The sequence below is a fragment of the Saliniferula longa genome, from assembly GCF_050789285.1.
In the GTDB taxonomy this organism is placed as follows: domain Bacteria; phylum Pseudomonadota; class Alphaproteobacteria; order Rhodobacterales; family Rhodobacteraceae; genus CAVPWP01.
Genome location: NZ_JBOUVX010000001.1, coordinates 62,035 through 84,351 on the forward strand (window position 1 = coordinate 62,035; position 22,317 = coordinate 84,351).

Below are 22,317 nucleotides of genomic sequence, written 5' to 3' on the forward strand. Positions count from 1 at the left end.
CGATCTGGCGGACAGAGATCGACCTTGTCCTCGACCCCCAGTGATGGCTTTTTTCGAAAGACATGACCAAGCCCTGCATCATCTGTGTCGCGATCACCGGATCACTACCGCAGAAGTCCGACAACCCGGCGGTGCCGATCAGCATCGCCGAGCAGGTGGAAAGCACGCACGAAGCCTTCGAAGCGGGGGCCACAATCGCACATTGCCACGTGCGGATGGAGGATGGCACTCCGACCTCGGACCCCGAGCGCTTCGCGAGGCTGAAGGAGGGGATCGAGACCCATTGCCCCGGCATGATCGTGCAGTTGTCGACCGGCGGTCGGTCGGGGGCAGGGACGGCGCGGGGCGGGATGCTGCCGCTGCGCCCGGACATGGCGTCGCTCAGCGTGGGGTCGAACAATTTCCCCACCCGCGTCTACGAGAACCCGCCCGACCTTGTCGACTGGCTGGCGGCCGAGATGCTGACCCACGGCGTGAAACCCGAGATCGAGGCCTTCGATCTGTCGCACATCTTCCAGGCGGCGCGCATGGCGGCGGACGGGCGGCTGAAATCGCCGCTTTATGTCCAGTTCGTCATGGGCGTGAAAAACGCGATGCCGGCGGACAAGGCGTCCTTCGATTTCTTCGTCGAGACACTCGCGCGCCTTGCGCCTGACGCCGAATGGTGTGCGGCGGGGATCGGGCCGGCGCAAATCCTGCTCAACGAATGGTGCGTCGCGTCGGGCGGGCATTGCCGGACGGGGCTTGAGGACAACGTCCGGCTGGACCGGGACCGGCTTGCGCCATCGAACGCGGCGCTGGTGCGCCGGGTGGTCGGAATCTGCGAGCGCTACGAACGGCCCGTGGCGACCTGGGCCGAGGCGCGCAGGATCCTTGGCCTTCGCCTGCCGGGCTGAGTTCGCCCGGGCAAAGTCAACCGGGCCATGGCCAGCCGGGCAAGCCGAGGCCGCCCGACATCACGCAGGGCCGTCCCGACGCGGCGCCATCAGCCCCGGCGCACGGGAATTCACGGACCCGGTCGCGCAGAGAGGTGTCTTGGGCCATGCATCTTTCAGTTCGGAATCCCGACGTCGAGCATAACGGCGCGGCGCATGATCTCGGGGCCGCTCCTGTCCCACGTGAAGAAGCTGCATCGGGCCGGGTCGCGACGCTACCGGTCCCGCTGGCGCCCCCACGCGGGCTGCTCAGGCAAAGCCCCTCAGCCTGCGTCCGGGATCGTCTTGCCGGGGTTCAGGATGCCCAGGGGATCGAGGGCCCTCTTGATCGACCGCATCACGTCGAGTGCCACGGGGTCCTTCCATCTTTTCATCGACGACAGCTTCGAGACGCCAATGCCATGCTCGGCCGAGAAGCTTCCGCCAAGTTCGGCCACGGTGTCTTCGATCGCGGTGCGGATGGCCTCGTCCCGGGTCCCGTCGGTCGTCGCGGGCCAGACGTTGTAATGAACGTTCCCGTCCCCGAGGTGAGCCACGACGAAGGTACGCGCGCCCGGGTCGACCTGTTCCAGCCGCTTCGAGGCACGCGCGAGGAAGGATTCGACCTTGTCGACGGCCAGGGCCACGTCGTTGATGATCGGGTGCGGCGAGGTGACGGTCAGGTCTGCGGCGCTTTCCCGCCGGGCCCAGATCTCGCGCCGCTGCGTCTCGTTCCGGGCGATGGCCGCGTCCAGGACAAGACCCTGTTCGCATAGTCCCGCCAGCACCTCTTCAAGCTGCTCCACGAGCGGCACTGTCCCGTCGGGACGCGGCGTTGCGTCGGCGGGCGAAGTGGCCCCCAGTTCGACCATCAGGTTGACCTCATGCGTCTGGGCGAAAGGTTCGCGGGCGCCTGGGACATGGGCAAGATGCGTCTCGATGTAGCCGCGCGGCATGTACTCGAACGCCTCGACCTTGCCCCCGGTGTCCTCCTGCAGCCGGTTGAGGATCGCCAGCGCCTCGGGCAGTCCGCGCGCCGCCACCATCGCGGTCGCATAGGCGCGAGGGCGGGGAAAGAGCTTCAGCACCGCGGCGGTGATGACGCCCAGGACGCCCTCGGAACCGATGAAAAGCTGGCGCAGGTCAAGCCCCGTGTTGTCCTTGTGAAGGTCCGTCATGAGGTCGAGCACCTCGCCTGAGGCAAGCACGACCTCCAGCCCAAGGCAGAGACCGCGCGTATTGCCGTAGCGCAGGACGTTCGATCCGCCGGCGTTCGTTGCAAGGCAGCCGCCGATCAGCGCGGACCCGCGCGCCCCGAAGGTCAGCGGAAAGACAAGCCCTTCGGCCTCGGCGGCCGTATGGATGTCGGAAAGGATCGCTCCGGCCTCGACCACCATGACACGGGCGGTCGGGCGGATTGCGCGGATCCGGTTCATCCGGTCGAGCGACAGCATCAGCGCCCCCTCGGCATGGGTGCCCCCCGACAGGCCGGTACTGCCTGACACCGGCACGACCGGCGTGCGGTGGGCACTTGCAAGTCGCAGGACGGCCGCGACGCCCGCGGCGTCGCCCGGCCGGACGACAGCGAGGGGCGACCAGCGGTAGACGCCCGTCCAGTCAGACTGCCAGCGCCGCGTCTTCTCTCCTGTCAGGACGTGGGCCGCGCCAATCTCCGCCCGAAGCGCGGCGAGAAGGGCGCCGCGGCCCGCTGGGGCGGCGTCGTCGGAGTGCGGGGTCTGGGTGGCGGCGCTCAGTACGTGGCCCTCCCTCCGGAAAGGTCGAAGACGCCGCCCGTGGTGAAGCTGTTCTCTTCGGACGCGAGCCAGGCGATCATCGCGCCCGCCTCGTGCAGTTCGAGCATCCGGCCGCGCGGGATCTTCGACAGCATGTACGCGATGTGCGACTCGCTCTGCTGTAGAGCGAGCGTCGTCTTGGCGACCGCGGGCGTCACACAGTTCACGGCGATGTCCTGGCCGGCGAGTTCCTTGCCTAGCGACTTCGTCAGCGCAATGACTCCGGCCTTGGCCGAAGAATAGGCCGGCGCATTCGGGTTGCCTTCCTTGCCGGCGACCGAGGCCACGTTGACGATCCGCCCGTAGCCCGCCGCGATCATGTGCGGCACCACCGTGCGCGACACGTAGAAGGTGCCGACGAGGCCCACGTGGATCACCGCCTCGAAGGCCTCGGGCGGGTACTCCCACGTCGTGGCGTTCGGCCCGACGATGGCGGCGTTGTTGATCAGCACGTCGATCCGGCCGAAGCGGGCCATGGTCGCCGCCGTTGCGGCCTCGACGCTTGCGAGGTCGCCGATGTCGCAGGCGACGGGCAACACCCGTCCCATGTCGAAATGCTCGGGCAGACGAGCGAGCACGGCGTCGTCCCGGTCCCAAATGGCAAGAGACGCGCCGCCGTCGTACATCCGTTGCGCCGCGGCGAGGCCGATGCCCTGTCCACCGCCGGTCACGACCGCGACGCGGCCCGAGAAGTCATATGCGTTCGCCACTCTTTTTCCTCAGTCCATGTCGAAGACGCAGTCCAGCGGGATCTGGACGGGCGTCAGGTCGGGGTTGGTGTCCATGATGTCGGACATGTGCACGAACCACTTCTGCATCAGCGGCTCGGCGAAAAGCTGGTGCAGACGGTTCGTGGCCGTCTTGCGGTGGGTCGCGAACAGGATGTCCGTCTCGGGATCATGGAAGATCGCGTAGTCGCGAATGCCGTAGGCCGCCAGAAGCTCGGCAAGCTCGGGCCAGATCTCGTCATGCCGCCGCTTGTACTCGGCCACCCGGCCGGGGTGCAGCTTCATCTTGAAGGCGACGCGTTCCATGGCTGTCCTGTCGGCGTCCCCGGGCCGGGGAGTGTCGGCCCGGGGCTCTCTGTCATCGACGATCAGAAGTCGAAGTCGTCGATGTTGTTGATGTCGAACGTGGTGAGCGATGACTGCGTGTTGATCGAGTTGTTTTCGTTGATCGTGATCGTTCCGAGGTTCGGCACTTCGAAAGTGGCGCCGACCTCGTTCTGGATCGTCCCCTTGGTCAGGCCGTCGACAAAGTGGGCGACAAGCCAGCCCTGGTTGTAGGGCGACCAGAGCTGGAACGCGTCCACCGTGCCGTCCTTGATGAAGTCGCGCATCTCGGACGGCAGGCCGAGGCCCGTGACCTGCACCTGATCGGAAATGCCGCGCGATTGCACGACCTGCGCCGCCGCCGCGATCCCCACCGTAGTCGGTGCGATCACGCCCCTAAGGTCGGGATAGTTGGCAAGCAGCGCCTCCATCTCGGTCGTCGACTTCTCGGGCTGGTCGTCGCCATAGACCGTCGCCACCAGTTCCATGTTGGCGTACTTCGGATCGCTGGCGAGCGTTTCGTTCATGCCCACGATCCACTTGTTCTGGTCCGGTGCCTCAGTGGTGGCGGACAGGATCGCGATTTGCCCTTCATACCCGATGAGCGAGCCCACAAGCTCGACCTGGTCGCGGCCGACGATGTCGAAGTTGGTGGGCAGGATCGCGGCGTCGCGGAACTCTTCGCTGCCGGTGATGTCGCCGTTCACGGTCAGCACGAGGATCCCCGCGTCCTGCGCTTGGCGCAGCACCTGGTTCAGCGCGTCGGGGCTGTTTGGCGCAATCGCGATCACCTCGACGCCGCGCTGGATCTGGGCCTCGATGAAGGGGATCTGGCTTGTGGCTTCGGCCGTCGCGGGCGCCACGAACTCGAACTCGCACCCGAGCGACTCGCAGGCATCCTCGAAGCCGCCGGTGATCGAGTCGAAGTAGGGGTTGCCGGTGTTCTTGCCGATATACACGATCGACAGGGGATCATCCTGTGCGAACGCGGCCGAGACCAGGCCGACGGCTGTGGTCAGGCCAAGCAGAAGTTTCGTCTTCATTTGTCTTCCTCCCAGTTTATCCGGCCCTTGCCGGCGGTTCAGCCCGCTACCGTTGGGTGCGGGAATAGATCAGGTTCGTCGCCACGATCGATACGATCAGCAGCGATCCCAGCACGCAGAGCTGCCAGGCCGGCAGCCAGTTCGCGACGATCATGCCGGTGGACACGATGACAAGGAGCCAGGCCGCAAGGAAGCTGCCGATGATCGAGCCCCGCCCACCGAAGATGTAGGTGCCGCCCAGCATTGCGATGAGCACCATCTGCAACTCACCCCCCAGCGCCAGGTCGTAGCGAACCGAGCCCAGGCGCGATGCCGTCATCAGCCCCGCGATGGACGCCGTAAGGCCAAGAAGCAGAAACAGGATTGTCTTGATCCGCGCCGAGCGGATGCCCGCGTGGCGTGCCGCGACCGCGTTCGTGCCGATGAGGTAGATCTGCCGCCCGAAGACCGTGAGCCCCATCACGACCGCCAGGACCAGCGCCGTCGCGGTGAAGATGACGACGGGCAACGGAATGCCCAGCACCATCACCTCGTTTATCCCGATGTACCACTCGGGCACGCGGATCGACCGGTCCCCCGCGATGATCTGCGCGAGGCCCCGGAACAGGATCAGCGTGCCGATCGTGACGATGATCGACGGAAGTTGCAGCGCGATGACCATGAACGCGTTGAGCGCCCCCATGGCAAGCCCCGCGAGAAGCCCGATGGCGATCGCCATCGGCATCGGTACGCCGGACGCCTGCGCCCAGGCGAAGAGGCTCGCCGACAGCGCCATTTGCGCGGCGCCCGACAGATCGATCTCGCCCGCGATGATGACCATGGTCAGCACAAGCGCGACGAGCGCGATCTCGGAATAAAGCGTGAAGCTACGCAGGATGTAGCTGATGTCGAGGAAGAAGGGCGAGATCCGGCTTGCCACCACGACCGCAAGGACGAGGAGCGCGAACGTCATGACCTCGGGCCGGATCAGGGCGGACTGCCAGGCCGGCTGCGCGGGCGTCTTGGGGCTCGATGTGGCGTCGGTCACGTCATGGCCCCCGCTGCCTTGTCTCCTCGCTGCCGCACCATCCGGTCGATGACGAGAGCGACGAGGATCACCGCACCATAGATCGCATTCTGCGCGGTTCCCGGAATGCCGAGAAGGGGCAGGGCCGACGCCACGCAGCCCAGAAGCAGCACGCCCAGCACCACGCCCCCCACCGTTCCGACGCCGCCGTTGATCGACACCCCGCCGATCACCACGGCCGCGATCACCTGGAATTCGAAGCCCGCGCCCGTGTTCGACGGATTCACGAAGCCCCATCGGCTGGCGTACATGATGCCCGCAAGCCCGGCGAGCCCGCCCGAGATCGCGAAAACCACAAGCGTCACCTGCGTCACGTTGATCCCGCGCAGGGGCGCGGCAGTCGGGTTCGACCCAAGCGCGAAGATCTGCCGCCCCATGCGCGTGTGCATCACGAACCAGTATGTAAGCAGCGCGACGCCGAACATCATGAAGATGATCCACGGGATGCCGAAGATGGGCGAGGTCTGCGACATCGCCTTCAAAGCCGATGGCACGTACTGGCGGTCGATCTGGCGCGCGTCCGACATGATGAAGGTGAGCCCGCGATACAGGTTCAGCGTGCCGAGCGTCACGATGATCGCGGGCAGGCGGAAGTAGACGACCAGCGCGCCGTTGATGAGGCCAAGGACGATGCCGACCCCGATCGACAGCGGAAAGCCCAGAACCCAGGGGATTTCGGGCGCATAGCGGAACATCAGGCCCGAGGCCATCGCCGCGACCGCCATGATCGAGCCGATGGAGAGGTCGACGTGCCGCGCGGCCAGGACCAGCATCTGCCCCATCGCGGCGATCATGATGAGCGGCACCAGAAGCATCGTGACGCGAAGCTGGTTCAGCGTCAGGAACTGCGGCTTGTAGAGGCCCACGGCGAGGCAGAAGAGGACGATCATCACGAGGATGCCGGCCTCGCGCCGCTGAAGAAGACTGACGAGGCCGCCGTTCATGCCGCGATCCCCGCCGCAGAGGTGCGCGGCACGGCCGCGTGCATGACGCTTTCCTGCGTGGCTTCCTCTCGCGGGATCTCGGCCGTCAGGCGCCCTTCGGCCATGACGAGGATCCGGTCGCAGAGGGCCAGCAACTCGGGCAGTTCGGACGAGATGAGGAGGATCGCCTTGCCGTCCTCGGCCAGGGCCCCGATCATGTCATAGAACTCGGCCTTCACGCCCACGTCGATTCCGCGCGTGGGTTCGTCGAGGATGAGGACCGCCGGGTCGGTGTGCAGCCAGCGCGCAAGGATCGTCTTCTGCTGGTTGCCGCCCGACAGCTCCACGATCGGCTGGCGCAGCGTGGCGAGGCGGATCTTGAGCTTCTCGACCGAGGCCTGGGCAAGAGCGCGGACCCGCGCCGCACTGACGATCCCGAAGCGCGAGATCTGGCCCGGAACGGCCGCGGTGATGTTGTCCTCGACCGACCTCGTGCCGAAGATCCCGGCCACGGCGCGATCCTCGGGGACGAAGGCGAGGCCAAGCTCGATGGCGTCCGTCGGCGTTGCGATCGTCACGTCACGTCCACCAACGTGGATCGTGCCGCTGTCGGCGTGCGCCACGCCGAAGATCGCGCGCGCCACATCCGTTCGGCCCGCACCGACCAGGCCCGCGAGTCCCACGATCTCGCCCCGCCGCACCGTGAACGAGATGTCGCGGAAGGCGGGTGCGCGCGTCAGGCCCCGGACCTCGAGCGCGGTCTCGCCGATCCGGGCGCGGTGCTTGTGGATATAGTCCTTGAGAGGCCGGCCGATCATCATGCGGATGATGTCGGCATCCTCGACCCCGGCCACATCGACTGTCCCGACCAGGCGCCCGTCGCGGAAGACGGTGGCGCGGTCGCAGAGCGCGCGCACCTCCTCGAGCCGGTGGGAGATGAAGATGATCGTGCGCCCTTCGTCGCGCAGACGCCGGGCGATGCCGAAAAGCGTCTCGACCTCCTTTGGCGTCAGCGGTGCCGTCGGTTCGTCCATGATGATGAGCCGCGCGTCGCTGTCGAGCGCGCGGGCGATCTCGACCATCTGCTGATCGGCGATCGACAGGCCGCGCATGACGCGGTTGACGTCGATGCGCACACCCAGAAGCTCCATCAACTCACGCGCCCGCGCTGTGTTCCTGGCCCAGCGGACGCGGCCAAGTGGTGCCTCATCCCCGTGCCCGAGGACGAGGTTCTCGGCGACCGAGAGATCGGGGAACGAAATCGGCTCCTGGTGGATCAGGGTGATGCCAAGGCGCTGCGCGGCCACCGGCGAGGCAACCTCGGTCGCACGCCCTTCCAAGGTGAGCGTGCCCCGCGTCGGGCGGTGCACGCCCGCAAGGATCTTGGCGAAGGTCGACTTGCCCGCGCCATTCTCGCCCAGCAGCGCGTGGATTTCGCCCTTGCGAAGGTCGAGATCGACGTCGGTCAGCACCTCGACACCCGCGAACTGCTTCGAGATGCCCCGGGCTGACATGAGGACGCTCGCGGTCATGCTGTCGTCCGCCATGGGCGTCAGGCCCCGCCGCCGGGAACCGGCGCGTCGGGGTTCAGAAGGCCCTGCGCCTTCAGATCGCTCCAGAAGGCCTGTGGAACGGTCGTGGCAAGGTGGCGAACGTTCTGTGCGACCTCCTCGGGCCGGGCTGCGCCGGGAATGATCGAGACGACGGCCGGATGGGCGAGCGGGAATTGTAGTGCCGCCGCCTGAAGCGCGATCCCATGCGCGGAGGCCATGTCCTGCAGGCGCCGCGCCTTGTCCTGAATCGCCTTCGGGGCGGCGGCGTAGCCGTAGCTTGCCCGTTCGCTCGCCCCGGTGGCGAGGATGCCCGAGGCATAGGGCGCACCGATGATGACGGACACGTTGCGGCGAAGGCATTCCGCCATGCCGCGGTGCAGGCTGTCCTGGTCGAGAAGCGTGTAGGGCATCGCGACGAGAAGGAAGTCGAGGTCGACCTCGGGCGCCACGGTCTCGAAGGCTTCGTTCGTATTGATGCCCATGCCGTAGGCGCCGATGTCGCCCGCGGCCTTGAGCTCCTGGAGGGCTTTCATGCCCGAGGACGCCAGGGCACGCCGATGCCCAAGGTAGGTCTCGGCCGGCTGGTGATAGGCCGCGTCGAGGTCGTGGATCACGAGCGCGTCCACGGTGTCAAGCGCCAGCCGCTGCAGCGCCTGCTCGTACGAGCGCATGATCCCATCGTAGCTGTAGTCGAAGCGGACTTCGAAGTTCAGGCCGCCGGCCCAGGGGCCGCGGTCGAAGGTCGCCGGGTCTTTCGGCCGGTGCAACGTGCGGCCGACCTTGGTCGAGATCAGGAAGTCGCTGCGGGGCAGGGTGCGCAGGAAGCCGCCCAGCCGGTGCTCGGCCAGGCCCCGGCCGTACCAGGGGGCCGTGTCGAAGAAGCGCATGCCGCTGTTCCACGCGGTCTCGAGCGTCGACCGCGAGATCGCTTCGTCGACGTAGCCGTAGAGTTCGCCCAGATGCGCCGTGCCAAGCCCGCAGACCGGCAGCTCAAGGGTCGTTCGACCGACCTTGCGACGTGAGTCGAGGCTGACAGCCAATGCTTCCCCCCTTGGATTTCCGGCCGTTTGCGTCGCGGCGCTTTGCTTGCGAGGTAAAACTTGTCAGACAAAAATTAGTTTGACAACTTTTTTGTGATGCCGACAATTCAGCTCACACAGGGCGGGGCGATCGGGCCTGCCTGGGGGGAGGGAAGACCGCGCATGACGGCCGTCGGCACCTATCCGATGCTCTATGCGTTTTTTGACGATCAGGGTCGCCTGCGCGCCGACGCCGTTGCACCGCAGGTCGCCGCCGCGGTCGCCGCCGGGGCCGAGGGCGTGGCCGTCCTTGGCCTCGGAACCGAAACGCACAAGCTTGGACGCGACGAACGGCGCGCGCTTCTTGACGGCACGCTCGCCGCGGCCGCCGGACACTTGCCCGTCGCGGTGACGATCTCGGAAGGAAACCTGCCCGACGCAATCGACGCCGCCCGCGAAGCCGCAGCGGCAGGGGCGGCGTGGCTCATCCTCCAGCCGCCGCGGCCGCCGGCATCGGGCACCGACCTCGTCGCCTGGTTCGGTCAGGTCGCCGAGGCCGCAGGCGTGCCGGTCGCCATCCAGAACGCGCCCGAGTTCCTGGGCATCGGCCTGACGCCCGCCGAGATCGCCCGCCTGCATGAAGCGCACCCGAACGTCATCGCCGTGAAGGCGGAATGCAGCGCGCTGGCGCTGGGCGAGTTGCGCGATGCGGTGGGCGGCGGCCTGCGGCTTCTCAACGGGCGCGCGGGGCTCGAGCTGACCGACAACTACCGCGCGGGCGCCGACGGCATGATCCCGGGGATCGAAACGATCGACCTGCAGGTCGCCGTCGCCCGGGCAATGCGGGAGGGCGATGAGGATCGTGCCGAGACGCTCTACCGCCGGCTTCTGCCCACGCTGGCCTTCATCATGCAGGGCGTCGCGCAGTTCGTGCTCTACGGAAAACTCATCGCGGCGATGCGCCTCGGTCTCGAGCCAGGCACGCACCGGTTGCCATCTTCACCGCTTTCCCCGCGCGGGCTGGCCTGGGCGCGGCGGCTTGCCGCCGACCTTGGACCGCTTGCGCACTGACCGGATACAGACGAAGGACCGTTCCATGGCAAAGATCACCGACGTACGCACGACGATCTGGGAATGGGTGGGCGCGGTCGCGCCGATGCCGCCGCATTTCTGCACGACGGCGGGGGACCTGGTCACCGATGTGACCGGCTCGATCGCCGGCTTCCGGTTCCTTGGCTGGCTGGTCGTCGAGATCGAGTGCGACGACGGCACGGTGGGCATCGGCAACGCGGCGCTCGCGCCGCACGCGACGAAGACGACGATCGATACCTACCTCAAGCCGCTCCTGATCGGGACGGATCCGATGGACAGCGAATACATCTGGCAAAGCATGTATCGCCGCACCATGCCCTTCGGCCGCAAGGGGATCGGCATGACCGCGATGAGCGCGGTCGATCTCGCCATCTGGGACGCCAAGGGCAAGATGCTGGGCCAGCCGGTCTTCCGCCTGATCGGCGGGCGCACCAAGCCGAAGCTGCCGGTCTACGCCAGCCGCCTCTACAGCCAACCGCTCGACACGCTTTACACCGAGGCGAAGGCCTATGCCGAACAGGGCTTCAATGCGGTGAAGATCCGTTTCGGCTGGGGCCCGAAGGACGGGCTCGAGGGGATGCGGAAGAACGTCGACCTTGTTAAGACCACGCGCGAGGCGGTGGGCGATGACGTCGATATCATGGCCGACTGCTACATGGGCTGGAACATCGAATACGCCCGGCGGATGCTTCGCCTCCTCGAGCCGCTGGGGATGCGCTGGGTCGAGGAACCTGTGATCGCCGACGACCTTGCGGGCTATGCCGAGCTGCGCGCGCTGAACATGGTCGCGATTTCGGGCGGCGAGCATGAATACACGCTTGCCGGGTTCCGCCACGCGCTTGATCTGCGCGCCTACGACATCGTGCAGTTCGACGTGAACCGCGTGGGCGGCATCACCGCGGCGAAGAAGATCGCCGACCTTTGCGAGGCCTACGACATCCCGGTCATCCCGCACGCGGGGCAGATGCACAACTACCACGTCTCGATGTCGTCCTACGCCGCGCCGATCTCGGAATACTTCCCGAAGGTCCCGGTCGAGGTCGGCAACGAGCTGTTCTGGTACATCTTCGATGGTGAACCAGTGGCCGAAGACGGCTACATCAACCTTTCGGACACCGCCCCGGGATTCGGCCTCACCCTCCAGACGCCCGACCAGAACTTCAGGCTGACAAGCTGAGGAGCCCGCCATGCCGGCCTTCCCGATCATCGACACGCACCTGCACATCTGGGACCACGGACGGCTCAAGTATTCCGCGTTCGAGGGGCACCCGATCTTCGGCAAGTCCTTCCATGTCGAGGACTACCAGAAGGCCTGCGGCGACGTGGCGGTCGAGGCGATGGTCTTCCTCGAATGCTACTGCGACTTCACGCCCGAGGGCGGCCAGTACATCGAGGAAATCGAGTTCGTCGAGGACGAGGCGAAGCGCGACCCGCGCATCCTCGGGATCGTGCCGATGGCCCCGCTCGAGAAGGGCCGGGCGGTCGAACCGATGCTCGACGAGATGACCGGCCGCTTCCCGCGCGTGAAGGGCATCCGCCGGATCGTCGAGTTCGACGACGATCCGCGTGCCCTGACACTGTCGGATGCCTTCGTCGACGGGGTGAAGCTGTTGCCGAAGTACGGGCTGCACTTCGAGATCAACGTGAACCACACGCAGATGGACATCGTGCGCGAGTTCGTCCGCCGCGTCCCCGGGGTGACGCTGATCCTCGACCATTGCGGCAAGCCCGGCATCGCCGAGGGTGCGATCGACCAGTACCGCGCGGACCTCGCGGACCTCGCGCAGTTCCCCAACCTCTGGATCAAGCTTTCGGACCTGCCGGTCGAGGCCGATCACGCCAACTGGACCGAAGCGGACCTGCGGCCCTTTGTCGACGCCACGCTCGACGCCTTCGGACCGGCGCGCACGATCTTCGCCGCAGACTGGCCGATCTGCCTGCAGGCGACGACGATCCCCGAGTGGGTGGACGTTCTCGACCGGGCGCTGGCCGCGCTTTCCGAGACCGAGCGTCGCGCCATCTACCGTGACAACGCCAACCGGTTCTACCGGCTGGGATTGCAGGGATAGGTGCCGCGCCATGGGCCATGACAAGACGCCGTCGGTCGCAAAGCTCGAGACCCCCTTCGGGCTTGCCGTGGATCAGGCCAAGGCCGACAGTCGCCGGCTTGGCGGCACGCTCGAGCGCAAGCCGATCGCCGAACAGGTGACGACGCGCATCATGGCGATGATCAAGAGCGGGAACCTCAAGTCGGGCGACCGTCTGCCGACCGAGGCGCAGATGTGCGTGGCCTTCGGCATCTCGCGCCCGCCGCTGCGCGAGGCGCTGAAGGCGCTTACGCTGATGGGTGTGCTCGAAAGCCGGCAGGGCGGGCGCTATACGGTCACCGACCTCTCGCCCACTCGGATGGTCGCCCCGTTCAACGCGATGCTGTCAGTCACCGAATACGACGTGACCCAGCACTTCGAGGCGCGGGCCCTCGTCGATCTTGAACTTACCAGGCTCTGTGCGATCCGCGCGACCGATGCCGAACGGCAGAAGATTCGCCGCCTCGCGCTTGACGGTCGGGCGTTCTACGACGACCCCGTGGCGTTCCGGCTTCTGGACATCGAATTCCACCGCGCGCTCAACGAGCCTGCCGGCAACGCACTGATCTTCGCGCTGGCGCAGGGGCTTTACGACATCGGCCTCGACATGCGGCGGGTGGCGAGCACGCTGCCGGGCGTCATCCCGGTTTCGGTCGCCCAGCACTGCGAGGTGGCGGACGCGATCTGCGACCGTGACCCGGACGCTGCCGCCGCGGCTTACCGCAGGCACCTCGAGCATGTGGTCGAGACGACCGTCCGCGCCATAGAACTGACCGGAGGGGGGGGCATCGACCATGCCTGAACGCATCGCCTTTCGCATGGCGCTCTATCCCGGCCAGGCGGCCGAATACGAGAAGCGCCATGACGAGATCTTCCCCGAACTCGTCACCGCGTTGAAGGAGGCGGGCGTCTCGGACTACTCGATCTGGCTCGACCCCGAGACGCACCACCTCTTCGCGATCCTGACCCGGTCCGACGACCACACGATGGACCGATTGCCCGATCAGGAAATCGTAAGGCACTGGTGGGCGCACATGGCGGACATCATGGACACCCACTCCGACAACGTGCCGGTGCAGGTGCCGCTCTCGCGGGTGTTCCACCTGCCATGAGCCGCAACTTCCGGATCGGCGCGCTGCGTGTCTACACCCTTCGGCCCAGCAGCGAGGCGGGCACGTACTTCCAGCAGGGTGCGGCCGAGCACTGGCTTGTCGACAGTCTGATCGCGAACCCGATGTCGGGCCACGCGGCCTATCGCGCCCGGCGGTCGAGTTGGGGGATCAACGCGCTTGAAAGCATCGTCGTGGAGATCGAGACCGAGGCCGGCGTCACCGGTGTCGCGACAGGCAGCGGCGGGATGCCTGCCGCCTGGCTCATCTCGAACCACTTCCGCCGCTTCATCGAAGGGCAGGATGCGCGCAACATCAACCTGATCTGGGACCAGCTTTACCGAGCGACGCTGCCTTACGGCCGGAAGGGCTTGCCGATCCTCGCGATGAGCGCCGTCGACCTCGCACTGTGGGACCTGAACGGCAAGGTCCGGGACGAGCCGGTGTTCAACCTCATCGGCGGCAAGGCGCGGGACGAGATCAGCTTCTACTGCACCGGGCCCGACGCTGCGGCGGTCAAGGCGATGGGCTTCTGGGGCGCGAAGGTGCCGTTGCCCGAAGGCCCCTTCGATGGCGAGGCAGGCCTGCGCCGGAACGTCGACTTCCTTGCCGCGCAGCGCGCGACGGTCGGGCCGGGCTATCCGCTGATGGTCGACTGCTACATGGCGCTCGACGTGCCCTATGCGAGCCGGCTCGCGACCGCCTGCCGCGACCTCGACATCTACTGGTGGGAAGAGGTGCTCTCACCCGAGGACACCGAGGGCTACCGCCGCCTCCGGCAGTCGCACCCCGACCTCATGTGGACCACGGGCGAGCATGAATACACCCGCTACGGCTTTCGCCGCCTGATCGAAGAGCGCACACTCGACATCCTGCAGCCCGACGTGATGTGGGTCGGTGGCCTGACCGAGACGCTTCGCATCGCGGCCCATGCCTCGGCCTACGACATCCCGATCGTTCCGCACGGCAGCGGACCCTACTCCTACCACTTCATCGCGAGCCGCACCGAACCCGCCTTCTGCGAATACGTCGCGGCCAGTGCGGACGGCCGGTCGATCCGGCCGGTGTTCGGCACGCTCTTCGACGGCGAGCCGGTGCCAAAGAACGGACGCATGCGCGTGCCCGACGCACCGGGCTTCGGCATGACGCTTGCCGCGCGCGACGTTCTTGCCGAGGTCAAGCCGGGTTAGCGATCGTCGACAGGCCGGACGCGCCGACGCCTCATCCCCATCGCCGCGCCCGATGTTCAAGTGGTTGGTGACGGAGTCGTGGACGGAGGTGAGCTTTCGCGGACTTCGCATGCGCCGGAAGCCCAGGAATGCCCGCTTCCATCGTCGGAAAGGCAGGTGCGAATTCTCCGCCAGATTGTTCGGCCATCGGCCTTTTTCCTCTCTGTCCTCGATACCGAGAGGCATCATTGCCGCGCCGTAGGGCCGCAGCTTGTCCGTTGCGAACTGCCCGCACCGGCCGTGCGTCTTCATGGCTTTCTAAGGAACTTACGGGCCGCCGTCTTGTCTCGCGTCTTCGTAACGACGCTTCCAAGCACCTCGGCCTCGCGGTCAACGGCACGCCACGACGTGGCTTCCGCGGTTGCAATGGCGCAGTCTGCATTCCGCGAAGCATCCGAGGAGCGCCACCTTGTTCAGCGCGTAACCCGACGGCTGGTCCGCTGCATGGACCTCAGCATCATCGTGCGTCTCGCGGCATTGGAGGGATCGTGCATCAACGCTCTAGATCCCTGATGCTCAGCCGCACTCAAGAAACAGCCAAGCGCTTTGGAGAAGTGGGGCACTATGTGGGGCACACAAACGGCATGCGTATTTCACTACTAAAATCAATTAGATATGGCGGAGAGGGTGGGATTCGAACCCACGGACCGCTTTCACGGTCAACGGTTTTCAAGACCGTCGCAATCGACCACTCTGCCACCTCTCCGTGGCCCGCGCCTCGCCCGTAGCGGGGCAGGGGAGCCTGTCGCATGCCAGCCGATCGGACTGGCACACGATCCCCGCGGGTGTGTCGCGTGGCCCGCGTCCTGTCAAGCCGCGCGAAGCTTTGCCGGAACGGGGCACACGACCCGGCGCGGGCCTTTCCATGACGGCGTTCTGCCGCTACACTCCGCGCCAACGCCGAACGACCCGACCCGACGCCAGTTCCGACGGTCGAGTTACAGGCAGGGCACGTGCCGCCTTGGCGGCGCAAGCGCGGGGCACATCGCGCGGCAACATAGGGGCAAGGCATGAGCAAGTCTTGGAAGATGCCACTACTCTTCGTCGTGGCCGCGGCACTGGCAGGCTGCGACGAGAACGGCGAGTTTCTTCTTGGGTCCGCACCCTCGTCGGAGGGCGGCGAAGAGGTGATCACCACCGAGACCGGGGCCCAGGTCGTCGAGCGCGACGTCGAGGCGCCCGAAGTCTTCCAGGCGGCCGAAACCGGCCTGTGGGACGGCCGCCCGTCCCTTGGCGGGGTCTGGGTCGCCCATCCCGACGTGACTGAGCCCGAGCGCGTCATCATCCGCAACGCGGCCAACGGCAACGAGGTGATCGGCGCGCTGTTCCGGCGCGAGCGGGAGAACCCCGGGCCGCGCATCCAGGTGTCTTCGGACGCGGCGATCGAGCTTGGGATGCTTGCAGGTCAGCCGGCGGCGCTTGAAGTGATCGCGCTTCGTCGCGAGCAGGTCGAGATCGCCCCGGCCCCCGTCGTGGCCGACGCGGCGGCGGAAGGGCTGGCGCCGGGCGAGATCTCGTCCGAGCCGCTGGATCCGATCGCCGCGGCGGCCGCCGCGATCGACGAGGCCGAGGCCGGCACGGCCGCAACGGTCGCGTCTGCCGCCCCCGCGCCCGCCGCTGCGCCCGCACCAGCCGCGGCCCCGGCCGCCGCTGCGGCCCCGGCGTCGACATCGTCCCTGTCCGAGCCCTTCGTCCAGATCGGCATCTTCAGCGTCGAGGCGAATGCCAACAACACCGCCGCCAGCCTGCGCACCGTGGGTGTCGTGCCGACGGTCGTCCGGCAGGAAAGCCGGGGCAAGGAATTCTGGCGTGTGATCGTCGGCCCCGCGACGACCTCGCAGGAACGCGCCTCGATCCTTGCAAAGGTGAAGGAGCTTGGCTTTACCGACGCATACTACGTGGCGAACTGACCGATGATGAGATCCGTGCTTTCCGCCGCCGTCCTGTCGCTGGCCGTTTCCCCGGCCCTGGCCGATTACGAAACCCGGGCGACCGCAGCCTACCTTTACGACATGACGAACGACACCTTGCTTCTGTCGAAGAATGCCGATGCCCCCCTGCCGCCGGCGTCGATGTCGAAGCTTATGACGCTTTACATGCTGTTCGAGGCCCTGCGCGACGGCCGGGTGACGCTTGACACCCAGTTCGCGGTTTCGGCGCGCGCCCGCCAGATGGGCGGGTCGACGATGTTCCTCGACGAAACCGATCGCCCGACGGTGGAAGAACTGATCAAGGGGATCATCGTCCAGTCCGGCAACGACGCCTGCGTCGTGGTGGCCGAGGGGCTGGCCGGCACGGAAGAGGCCTTCGCCCGCCTGATGACCGAACGCGCCCGCCAGCTTGGCATGACAAGCTCGACCTTCGTGAACTCGACCGGCTGGCCGGCGCCGAACCACGTGATGAGCATGCGCGATCTCGGGATCATCGCCGAGCACATCATCGAGGAATTCCCCGAGTACTATTCCTATTTCGCGATCGCCGAATGGGATTTCGACGGTCGCTCGCCCTCGAACCGGTTCAACCGGAACCCCGTTCTGCGGCTTGGCCTCGGGGCGGACGGCCTGAAGACCGGCCACACCCAGGAGGCCGGCTATGGCCTTGTGGGCTCGGCCAAGCAGGGCGATCGGCGCATCGTTTTCGTCATCACCGGGCTTGGAAGCGATGCCGACCGCGCAAGCGAAAGCGAGCAGATCATCAACTGGGCCTTCCGCCAGTTCGTCGAAAAGACGATCGCCAAGACGGGTCACCAGTTCGCCGAGGCGCCGGTCTGGATGGGGAACGAAACCCGGCTGGGGCTGGTCGCGACCGAAGACGTTACGGTGCTTGTCCCGGCGGTCCAGCGCGAGACGCTTGAGGCGCGCGTCGAATACCAGGGTCCGATCGAGGCGCCGGTGTCCGCGGGCCAGCACGTGGCCGACCTGGTGATCACCGTCGAAGGACTTCCCGAACGGCGCATCGCGCTGGTGTCGGACCGCGAGGTGACGCGGGGCGGGTTCCTGCCGCGGGCGCGCAGCGCCGCGCAGGTGCTTCTGGCGCGGGCCGTGGGCGGGGCGCAGGCCCTGACCGAATGACGGCCGGCGGGCGCTTCATCACCTTCGAGGGGATCGACGGATCGGGGAAATCGACGCAGGCGCGCCGCCTTGCGGCCACCATGGAACGGCGCGGCATCCCGACCCTTCTCACGCGTGAGCCGGGCGGATCGCCCGGCGCCGAGGAGATCCGCCGCCTTCTGGTCGAGGGCGATCCGCACCGCTGGTCGCCCGAGACCGAGATCCTGCTCTTCACCGCGGCGCGGCGCGATCACCTGGAACGAACGATCCTGCCGGCGCTGGCCGCCGGCAAGACCGTCATCTCGGACCGTTTCGCCGACAGCACGCGCGTCTACCAGGGGGCGGTCCGGGCCGATGCCCGGGCGATGGTCGATACGCTTCACGACCTGGTGATCGGGCGCGACCCGGACCTGACCTTCGTGATCGACATGGATCCCGAACTGGCGTTGCGCCGGGGTCTGGCCCGCCGGTCAGGCGAGGACCGGTTCGAGGAGTTCGGCCCCGATTTCCAGACACGCCTGCGCGCCGGCTATCTGTCGCTTGTGCGGGATTTTCCCGATCGTTGCGTGCTGATCGACGGCAACCGCCCCGAGGATGCGGTGGCCGCCGACATCGCCGCCCAGGTCGGGCAGGCCGTCGCATGAGCGGTGGCGACGGGCTGCCCGAACCCGACCGCGTCGGCGAGGCGCCGCACCCGCGCGAGACGCTGCATCTTTTCGGGCAGGAGGCCGCCGAGGCCGAGGTGCTGGCCGCCCACACCGCCGGGCGGATGCACCATGCCTGGCTGCTGACCGGGCCGCGCGGCGTGGGCAAGGCGACGCTGGCCTGGCGGATCGCGCGTTTCCTGCTGACCCAGCCCCCCCGCGATGACGGGCCGGGCCTTTTCGGCGACGCACCGCCCGCGCCCGCGCCCGCCACGCTCGACACCGATCCCGGGCATCCGGTCGTCCGGCGGATGCAGGCCCTGGCCGAGCCGCGGCTGTTCCTTCTGCGCCGGGGGCCGAACGACAAGGGCGACCGCCTGATGGCCACGATCGGCGTTGACGAGGCACGCAAGCTCGGCAGCTTCCTCGCCCTGACGGCCGCCGACGGCGGCACGCGGGTGGTGATCGTCGACGCGGCCGACGAGTTGAACCCGAACGCCGCGAACGCCATTCTCAAGCTGCTCGAAGAACCGCCGCGCGGCGTCGTCTTCCTTCTGGTCAGCCACCAGCCCGCACGTCTTCTTCCGACGATCCGCTCGCGCTGCCGCAAGCTTGCGCTGCCCCGGCTGCCGGCCGCGGACCTTGCCCTGGCGCTGACCCGGGCGGGCTACGAACCCGGCCCCGATCCGGTGGATCTTGCCGAGTTGTCCGATGGCTCGGCCGGGATGGCAGTGCGCCTGCTCGAGGGCGAGGGACTTCAGCTTTACCGCGATCTGGTCGGCACGGTGGCGACCATGCCCGGGATGGACCGCGAAGCGGCGGTGAAGCTGGCCGATCACATCGGCGCGCGGGGCCAGGGCGAGCGGCAGGAGCTTGCCGTCTATCTTGTCGGCCTTCTGCTGGGACGGCTTGCCCGCTGCGGGGCCGGTCATCCGCCCATGGCCGAGGCCGCCCCGGACGAGGCCGCGCTTCTGCGCCGGCTTTCGCCGGATGCGGCGGCCGGACGGCACTGGGCGGCGCTTCAGTCCAACCTGACCGCGCGCCTCGGCCAGGGTTTGGCCGTCAACCTTGACCCCGCCACGCTGATCCTCGATACGATGATCCGCATCAACGAGGCCGCGGGCCCGCTTTCCGTCCGCGCGTGAACCGTTCCGAAATCCGCGCCCAGACCATACCCCACACCGCATCCATGACCCCGCCCGTCCTCACCGACAGCCACTGTCACCTCGACTTTCCGGACTTCGCCGACGATCTGCCGGGCGTGGTCCGGCGCGCGGCCGAGGCCGGGGTGCACCGCATGGTCACGATCTGCACCCGGCTCAGGCACGAACCGCAGGTGCGCGCCATCGCCGAGCGGTTCGATCCCGTCTTCTATGCCGCCGGCACCCATCCGATGAGCGCCGCGGACGAGCCCATGGCAACCGTCGACGCGCTTGTCGCCCTTGCCCGGCATCCGAAGTTCGTCGGCATCGGCGAAAGCGGGCTTGATTACCACTACACCGCCGGGACGAAGGCGGTGCAGCAGGAAAGCCTGCGCGTTCATGTCGAGGCCGCGCGGCGCACCGGACTGCCGCTTATCATCCATGCCCGCGACGCCGACGCCGACATGGCCCGCATCCTGACCGAGGAATATCGCGCGGGGCGCTATTCCTGTGTCATGCACTGCTTTTCCTCTGGTCCGGCACTGGCCGCGGCGGCGCTCGATCTGGGCTTCTACCTGTCGATGTCGGGGATCGCGGCCTTCCCGAAATCTGCCGACCTGCGCGCGATCTTCGCCGCCGCACCTGTCGACCGCATCCTGGTCGAGACCGACGCCCCCTACCTTGCGCCGCCGCCGCACCGCGGCAAGCGGAACGAGCCGGCCTATTCCGCCCACACCGCCCGCGTCGCCGCCGAGGTCTTCGGCATGGACTACGCCGCCTTTGTCGCACGGACCGAGGCGAATTTCGAGGCGCTCTTTTCGAAGGCCGCGCGCTGGAGCGCGGCCGCCTGATGCCCCGCACCGTCGCCACGATCCTTGGCTGCGGTTCGTCCGGTGGGGTGCCGCGTCTTGGCGGACACTGGGGCGACTGCGACCCGGCGAACCCCCGCAACAGTCGCCGCCGCTGTTCGATGCTGGTCACGCGCGACGGGCCGGGGGGCACGACCAGGGTGCTCATCGACACCTCGCCCGACCTGCGCGCGCAGTTGCTGGACGCCGGCGTCGGCACGCTCGATGCGGTGGTCTATACCCATTCCCACGCCGACCATGTGCACGGGATCGACGATCTGCGGATGATCGTCTTCAACATGCGCCGTCGCCTGCCGGTCTGGGCCGATGGCGATACCCAGAACGACCTTCTGTCGCGCTTCGGATATGCCTTCGTCCAGCCCGAGGGGTCGGCCTATCCGCCGATCCTCGACATGCACACGATCGAGGGGCCCTTCACCGTCGACGGCGCCGGTGGGCCGATCACGCTGCGGCCGTTCGAGGTCGCGCACGGCTCGATCGATGCGCTTGGGTTCCGGATCGGCGGGCTGGCCTACTTGCCCGACGTCTCGGACATCCCGGACGACGCGTGGTCGGTTCTCGGCGGTCTTGACTGCTGGGTGCTCGACGCGCTGCGGCGCACGCCGCACCCGACGCATGCCCATCTGTCCCGCGCGCTGGAATGGATCGAGCGCGCCGCGCCAAGGCGCGCGGTCCTGACCAACATGCACATCGACCTCGACTACGCCACCGTCGAGGCCGAGACGCCACCCCATGTGACGCCGGCCTACGATGGCATGACAATCGAGATCGGCGATTAGGTGCAGGCGCTTCTCGACGTCATCCTGCCAGTCTTTCTGGTAATCGGCTTCGGCTATGCCGCGGTGCGGTCGGGCGTGTTCCCCGATGCCGGGGTCGACGGGCTGACGAAGTTCACCCAGAACTTCGCCATTCCCTGCCTTCTGTTCAGCGCCATCGCCACGCTCGATCTTTCGGGCGTGTTCCAGCCTGCGCTTCTGATCAGCTTCTACACCGGGGCGACGGTCGGCTTTCTGGCGGGGCTTTTCGGGGCGCGCTACCTGTTCGGGCGGGACTGGGACGCCAGTGTCGCCATCGGCTTTTCCTGCCTCTTCTCGAACTCGGTCCTCCTTGGCCTGCCGATCACCGAGCGCGCCTATGGGGTCGAGGCGCTGCAGGCGAATTTCGCCATCATCGCGGTCCATGCCCCCTTCTGCTATGCCCTCGGCGTCACGGTGATGGAGATCGTTCGCAACCGTGGCGGGCTTGCCGGGGACACCCTGCGCAAGGTCCTGCGGTCGATGTTTCGCAACGCTCTTGTCATCGGGATCGGGCTTGGCTTTCTCGTCAATCTCAGCGGCCTGCCGATCCCGCGGGTGGTCGACGACGCGCTGGCGCTTGTTGTTCGTGCGGCGCTGCCCGTGGCGCTGTTCGGCCTTGGCGGGGTCCTGGTCCGTTATCGGCCCGAAGGCGACATGCGCACCATCCTCTACGTCTGCGCCGTCTCGCTTGTGCTGCACCCGGCGGTCGTCTGGGGGATCGGCATGGCGACCGGACTTGACCGCGATGCCTTTCGCTCGGCCGTCCTGACCGCGTCGATGGCGCCGGGGGTCAATACCTACATCTTCGCCAGCATGTACGGGGTCGCGCTGCGTGTGGCGGCCTCGGCCGTGCTGATCGCGACGGCGTTGTCGATCCTGACGGTCTGGGGCTGGCTTGCCATCCTGCCTTGAGCGCGGCTTTCGCATTGCAACGC

General features: G+C 67.3%; 22 protein-coding genes, 1 tRNA gene and 1 pseudogene. 14 read left to right on the top strand and 10 right to left on the bottom strand.

Translation table 11 applies throughout. The features are described from left to right. Window positions 1–62: 62 nt before the first annotated feature. Window positions 63–896, top strand: a complete 834-nt coding sequence (locus tag ACRDNQ_RS00225) for a beta-keto acid cleavage family enzyme (RefSeq protein WP_431826610.1) — start codon at window positions 63–65, stop codon at window positions 894–896. Between the two features lie 302 nt (window positions 897–1,198). Here ACRDNQ_RS00225 and ACRDNQ_RS00230 read toward each other — a convergent pair whose 3' ends face one another. The 8 genes from ACRDNQ_RS00230 to ACRDNQ_RS00265 form a co-directional block, all read right to left on the bottom strand. Then, window positions 1,199–2,668, bottom strand: a complete 1,470-nt coding sequence (locus ACRDNQ_RS00230) for an FAD-binding oxidoreductase (RefSeq protein ID WP_431827827.1) — start codon at window positions 2,666–2,668, stop codon at window positions 1,199–1,201. Continuing rightward, window positions 2,665–3,417, bottom strand: coding sequence for an SDR family NAD(P)-dependent oxidoreductase (locus tag ACRDNQ_RS00235; RefSeq protein WP_431826611.1), 753 nt, complete (start codon window positions 3,415–3,417; stop codon window positions 2,665–2,667). Before ACRDNQ_RS00235 ends, ACRDNQ_RS00230 begins: the two co-directional genes overlap by 4 nt. Before the next feature lie 9 nt (window positions 3,418–3,426). Next, window positions 3,427–3,741: an L-rhamnose mutarotase gene (locus ACRDNQ_RS00240; RefSeq protein WP_431826612.1), complete on the bottom strand. Its 315-nt coding sequence runs from the start codon at window positions 3,739–3,741 to the stop codon at window positions 3,427–3,429. A 62-nt stretch (window positions 3,742–3,803) separates the two neighbouring features. After that, the gene (locus ACRDNQ_RS00245; RefSeq protein ID WP_431826613.1) at window positions 3,804–4,802 is read right to left on the bottom strand and encodes a substrate-binding domain-containing protein; all 999 of its coding nucleotides are present in this window, start codon (window positions 4,800–4,802) and stop codon (window positions 3,804–3,806) included. A gap of 46 nt (window positions 4,803–4,848) precedes the next feature. Further along, window positions 4,849–5,829 carry an ABC transporter permease gene (locus tag ACRDNQ_RS00250; RefSeq protein WP_431826614.1) on the bottom strand — a complete coding sequence of 327 codons (981 nt, stop codon included), beginning with the start codon at window positions 5,827–5,829 and terminating at the stop codon, window positions 4,849–4,851. Continuing rightward, on the bottom strand, window positions 5,826–6,812 hold the full coding sequence (locus tag ACRDNQ_RS00255; RefSeq protein ID WP_431826615.1) for an ABC transporter permease: 987 nt from the start codon (window positions 6,810–6,812) through the stop codon (window positions 5,826–5,828). Before ACRDNQ_RS00255 ends, ACRDNQ_RS00250 begins: the two co-directional genes overlap by 4 nt. Beyond that, window positions 6,809–8,323: a sugar ABC transporter ATP-binding protein gene (locus tag ACRDNQ_RS00260; protein WP_431826616.1), complete on the bottom strand. Its 1,515-nt coding sequence runs from the start codon at window positions 8,321–8,323 to the stop codon at window positions 6,809–6,811. The genes ACRDNQ_RS00255 and ACRDNQ_RS00260 overlap by 4 nt, the downstream gene beginning before the upstream one ends. Before the next feature lie 20 nt (window positions 8,324–8,343). After that, window positions 8,344–9,384, bottom strand: a complete 1,041-nt coding sequence (locus tag ACRDNQ_RS00265; RefSeq protein WP_431826617.1) for an aldo/keto reductase — start codon at window positions 9,382–9,384, stop codon at window positions 8,344–8,346. Between the two features lie 162 nt (window positions 9,385–9,546). On the opposite strand from ACRDNQ_RS00265, the gene ACRDNQ_RS00270 reads away from it, so the two are divergent. From ACRDNQ_RS00270 to rhmD, 6 genes are read left to right on the top strand one after another with little or no spacing between them, the layout of a single operon-like run. Continuing rightward, window positions 9,547–10,434, top strand: a complete 888-nt coding sequence (locus tag ACRDNQ_RS00270) for a dihydrodipicolinate synthase family protein (RefSeq protein WP_431826618.1) — start codon at window positions 9,547–9,549, stop codon at window positions 10,432–10,434. A gap of 25 nt (window positions 10,435–10,459) precedes the next feature. Continuing rightward, complete coding sequence (locus ACRDNQ_RS00275; RefSeq protein WP_431826619.1) at window positions 10,460–11,632, top strand: L-rhamnonate dehydratase; 1,173 nt, start codon at window positions 10,460–10,462, stop codon at window positions 11,630–11,632. 10 nt (window positions 11,633–11,642) lie between these two features. Continuing rightward, window positions 11,643–12,524 (top strand): amidohydrolase family protein, encoded by an 882-nt coding sequence (locus ACRDNQ_RS00280; RefSeq protein ID WP_431826620.1) that lies wholly within the window; start codon window positions 11,643–11,645, stop codon window positions 12,522–12,524. Between the two features lie 10 nt (window positions 12,525–12,534). Then, window positions 12,535–13,344, top strand: coding sequence for a FadR/GntR family transcriptional regulator (locus ACRDNQ_RS00285; RefSeq protein ID WP_431826621.1), 810 nt, complete (start codon window positions 12,535–12,537; stop codon window positions 13,342–13,344). Further along, window positions 13,337–13,654, top strand: coding sequence for an L-rhamnose mutarotase (rhaM, locus tag ACRDNQ_RS00290; protein ID WP_431826622.1), 318 nt, complete (start codon window positions 13,337–13,339; stop codon window positions 13,652–13,654). The genes ACRDNQ_RS00285 and rhaM overlap by 8 nt, the downstream gene beginning before the upstream one ends. Next, complete coding sequence (gene rhmD / locus ACRDNQ_RS00295) at window positions 13,651–14,841, top strand: L-rhamnonate dehydratase (protein WP_431826623.1); 1,191 nt, start codon at window positions 13,651–13,653, stop codon at window positions 14,839–14,841. The genes rhaM and rhmD overlap by 4 nt, the downstream gene beginning before the upstream one ends. Window positions 14,842–14,895: 54 nt before the next feature. Here the strand turns inward: rhmD and ACRDNQ_RS00300 are convergent. Then, window positions 14,896–15,224: pseudogene (locus tag ACRDNQ_RS00300) on the bottom strand (DDE-type integrase/transposase/recombinase); the annotation flags it as partial. Window positions 15,225–15,496: 272 nt separating this feature from the next. Continuing rightward, window positions 15,497–15,586 (bottom strand) — tRNA-Ser (locus tag ACRDNQ_RS00305). A gap of 304 nt (window positions 15,587–15,890) precedes the next feature. Between ACRDNQ_RS00305 and ACRDNQ_RS00310 the strand changes: the two genes are divergently transcribed. From ACRDNQ_RS00310 to ACRDNQ_RS00340, 7 genes are read left to right on the top strand one after another with little or no spacing between them, the layout of a single operon-like run. Continuing rightward, complete coding sequence (locus ACRDNQ_RS00310) at window positions 15,891–16,790, top strand: SPOR domain-containing protein (protein WP_431826624.1); 900 nt, start codon at window positions 15,891–15,893, stop codon at window positions 16,788–16,790. Between the two features lie 6 nt (window positions 16,791–16,796). After that, window positions 16,797–17,951 (top strand): D-alanyl-D-alanine carboxypeptidase family protein, encoded by a 1,155-nt coding sequence (locus tag ACRDNQ_RS00315; protein WP_431826625.1) that lies wholly within the window; start codon window positions 16,797–16,799, stop codon window positions 17,949–17,951. Further along, on the top strand, window positions 17,948–18,574 hold the full coding sequence (tmk, locus tag ACRDNQ_RS00320) for a dTMP kinase (RefSeq protein ID WP_431826626.1): 627 nt from the start codon (window positions 17,948–17,950) through the stop codon (window positions 18,572–18,574). Before ACRDNQ_RS00315 ends, tmk begins: the two co-directional genes overlap by 4 nt. Beyond that, a complete protein-coding gene (locus ACRDNQ_RS00325; RefSeq protein ID WP_431826627.1) occupies window positions 18,571–19,719 on the top strand; it encodes a DNA polymerase III subunit delta' in 1,149 nt (382 codons plus the stop codon). Before tmk ends, ACRDNQ_RS00325 begins: the two co-directional genes overlap by 4 nt. A gap of 44 nt (window positions 19,720–19,763) precedes the next feature. Then, the gene (locus ACRDNQ_RS00330; RefSeq protein WP_431826628.1) at window positions 19,764–20,567 is read left to right on the top strand and encodes a TatD family hydrolase; all 804 of its coding nucleotides are present in this window, start codon (window positions 19,764–19,766) and stop codon (window positions 20,565–20,567) included. Then, window positions 20,567–21,364, top strand: coding sequence for an MBL fold metallo-hydrolase (locus tag ACRDNQ_RS00335; protein WP_431826629.1), 798 nt, complete (start codon window positions 20,567–20,569; stop codon window positions 21,362–21,364). The genes ACRDNQ_RS00330 and ACRDNQ_RS00335 overlap by 1 nt, the downstream gene beginning before the upstream one ends. Beyond that, entirely contained in the window at window positions 21,365–22,294 is a 930-nt protein-coding gene (locus ACRDNQ_RS00340; RefSeq protein ID WP_431826630.1) for an AEC family transporter, read from the top strand. The last annotated feature ends 23 nt before the right edge of the window (window positions 22,295–22,317 follow it).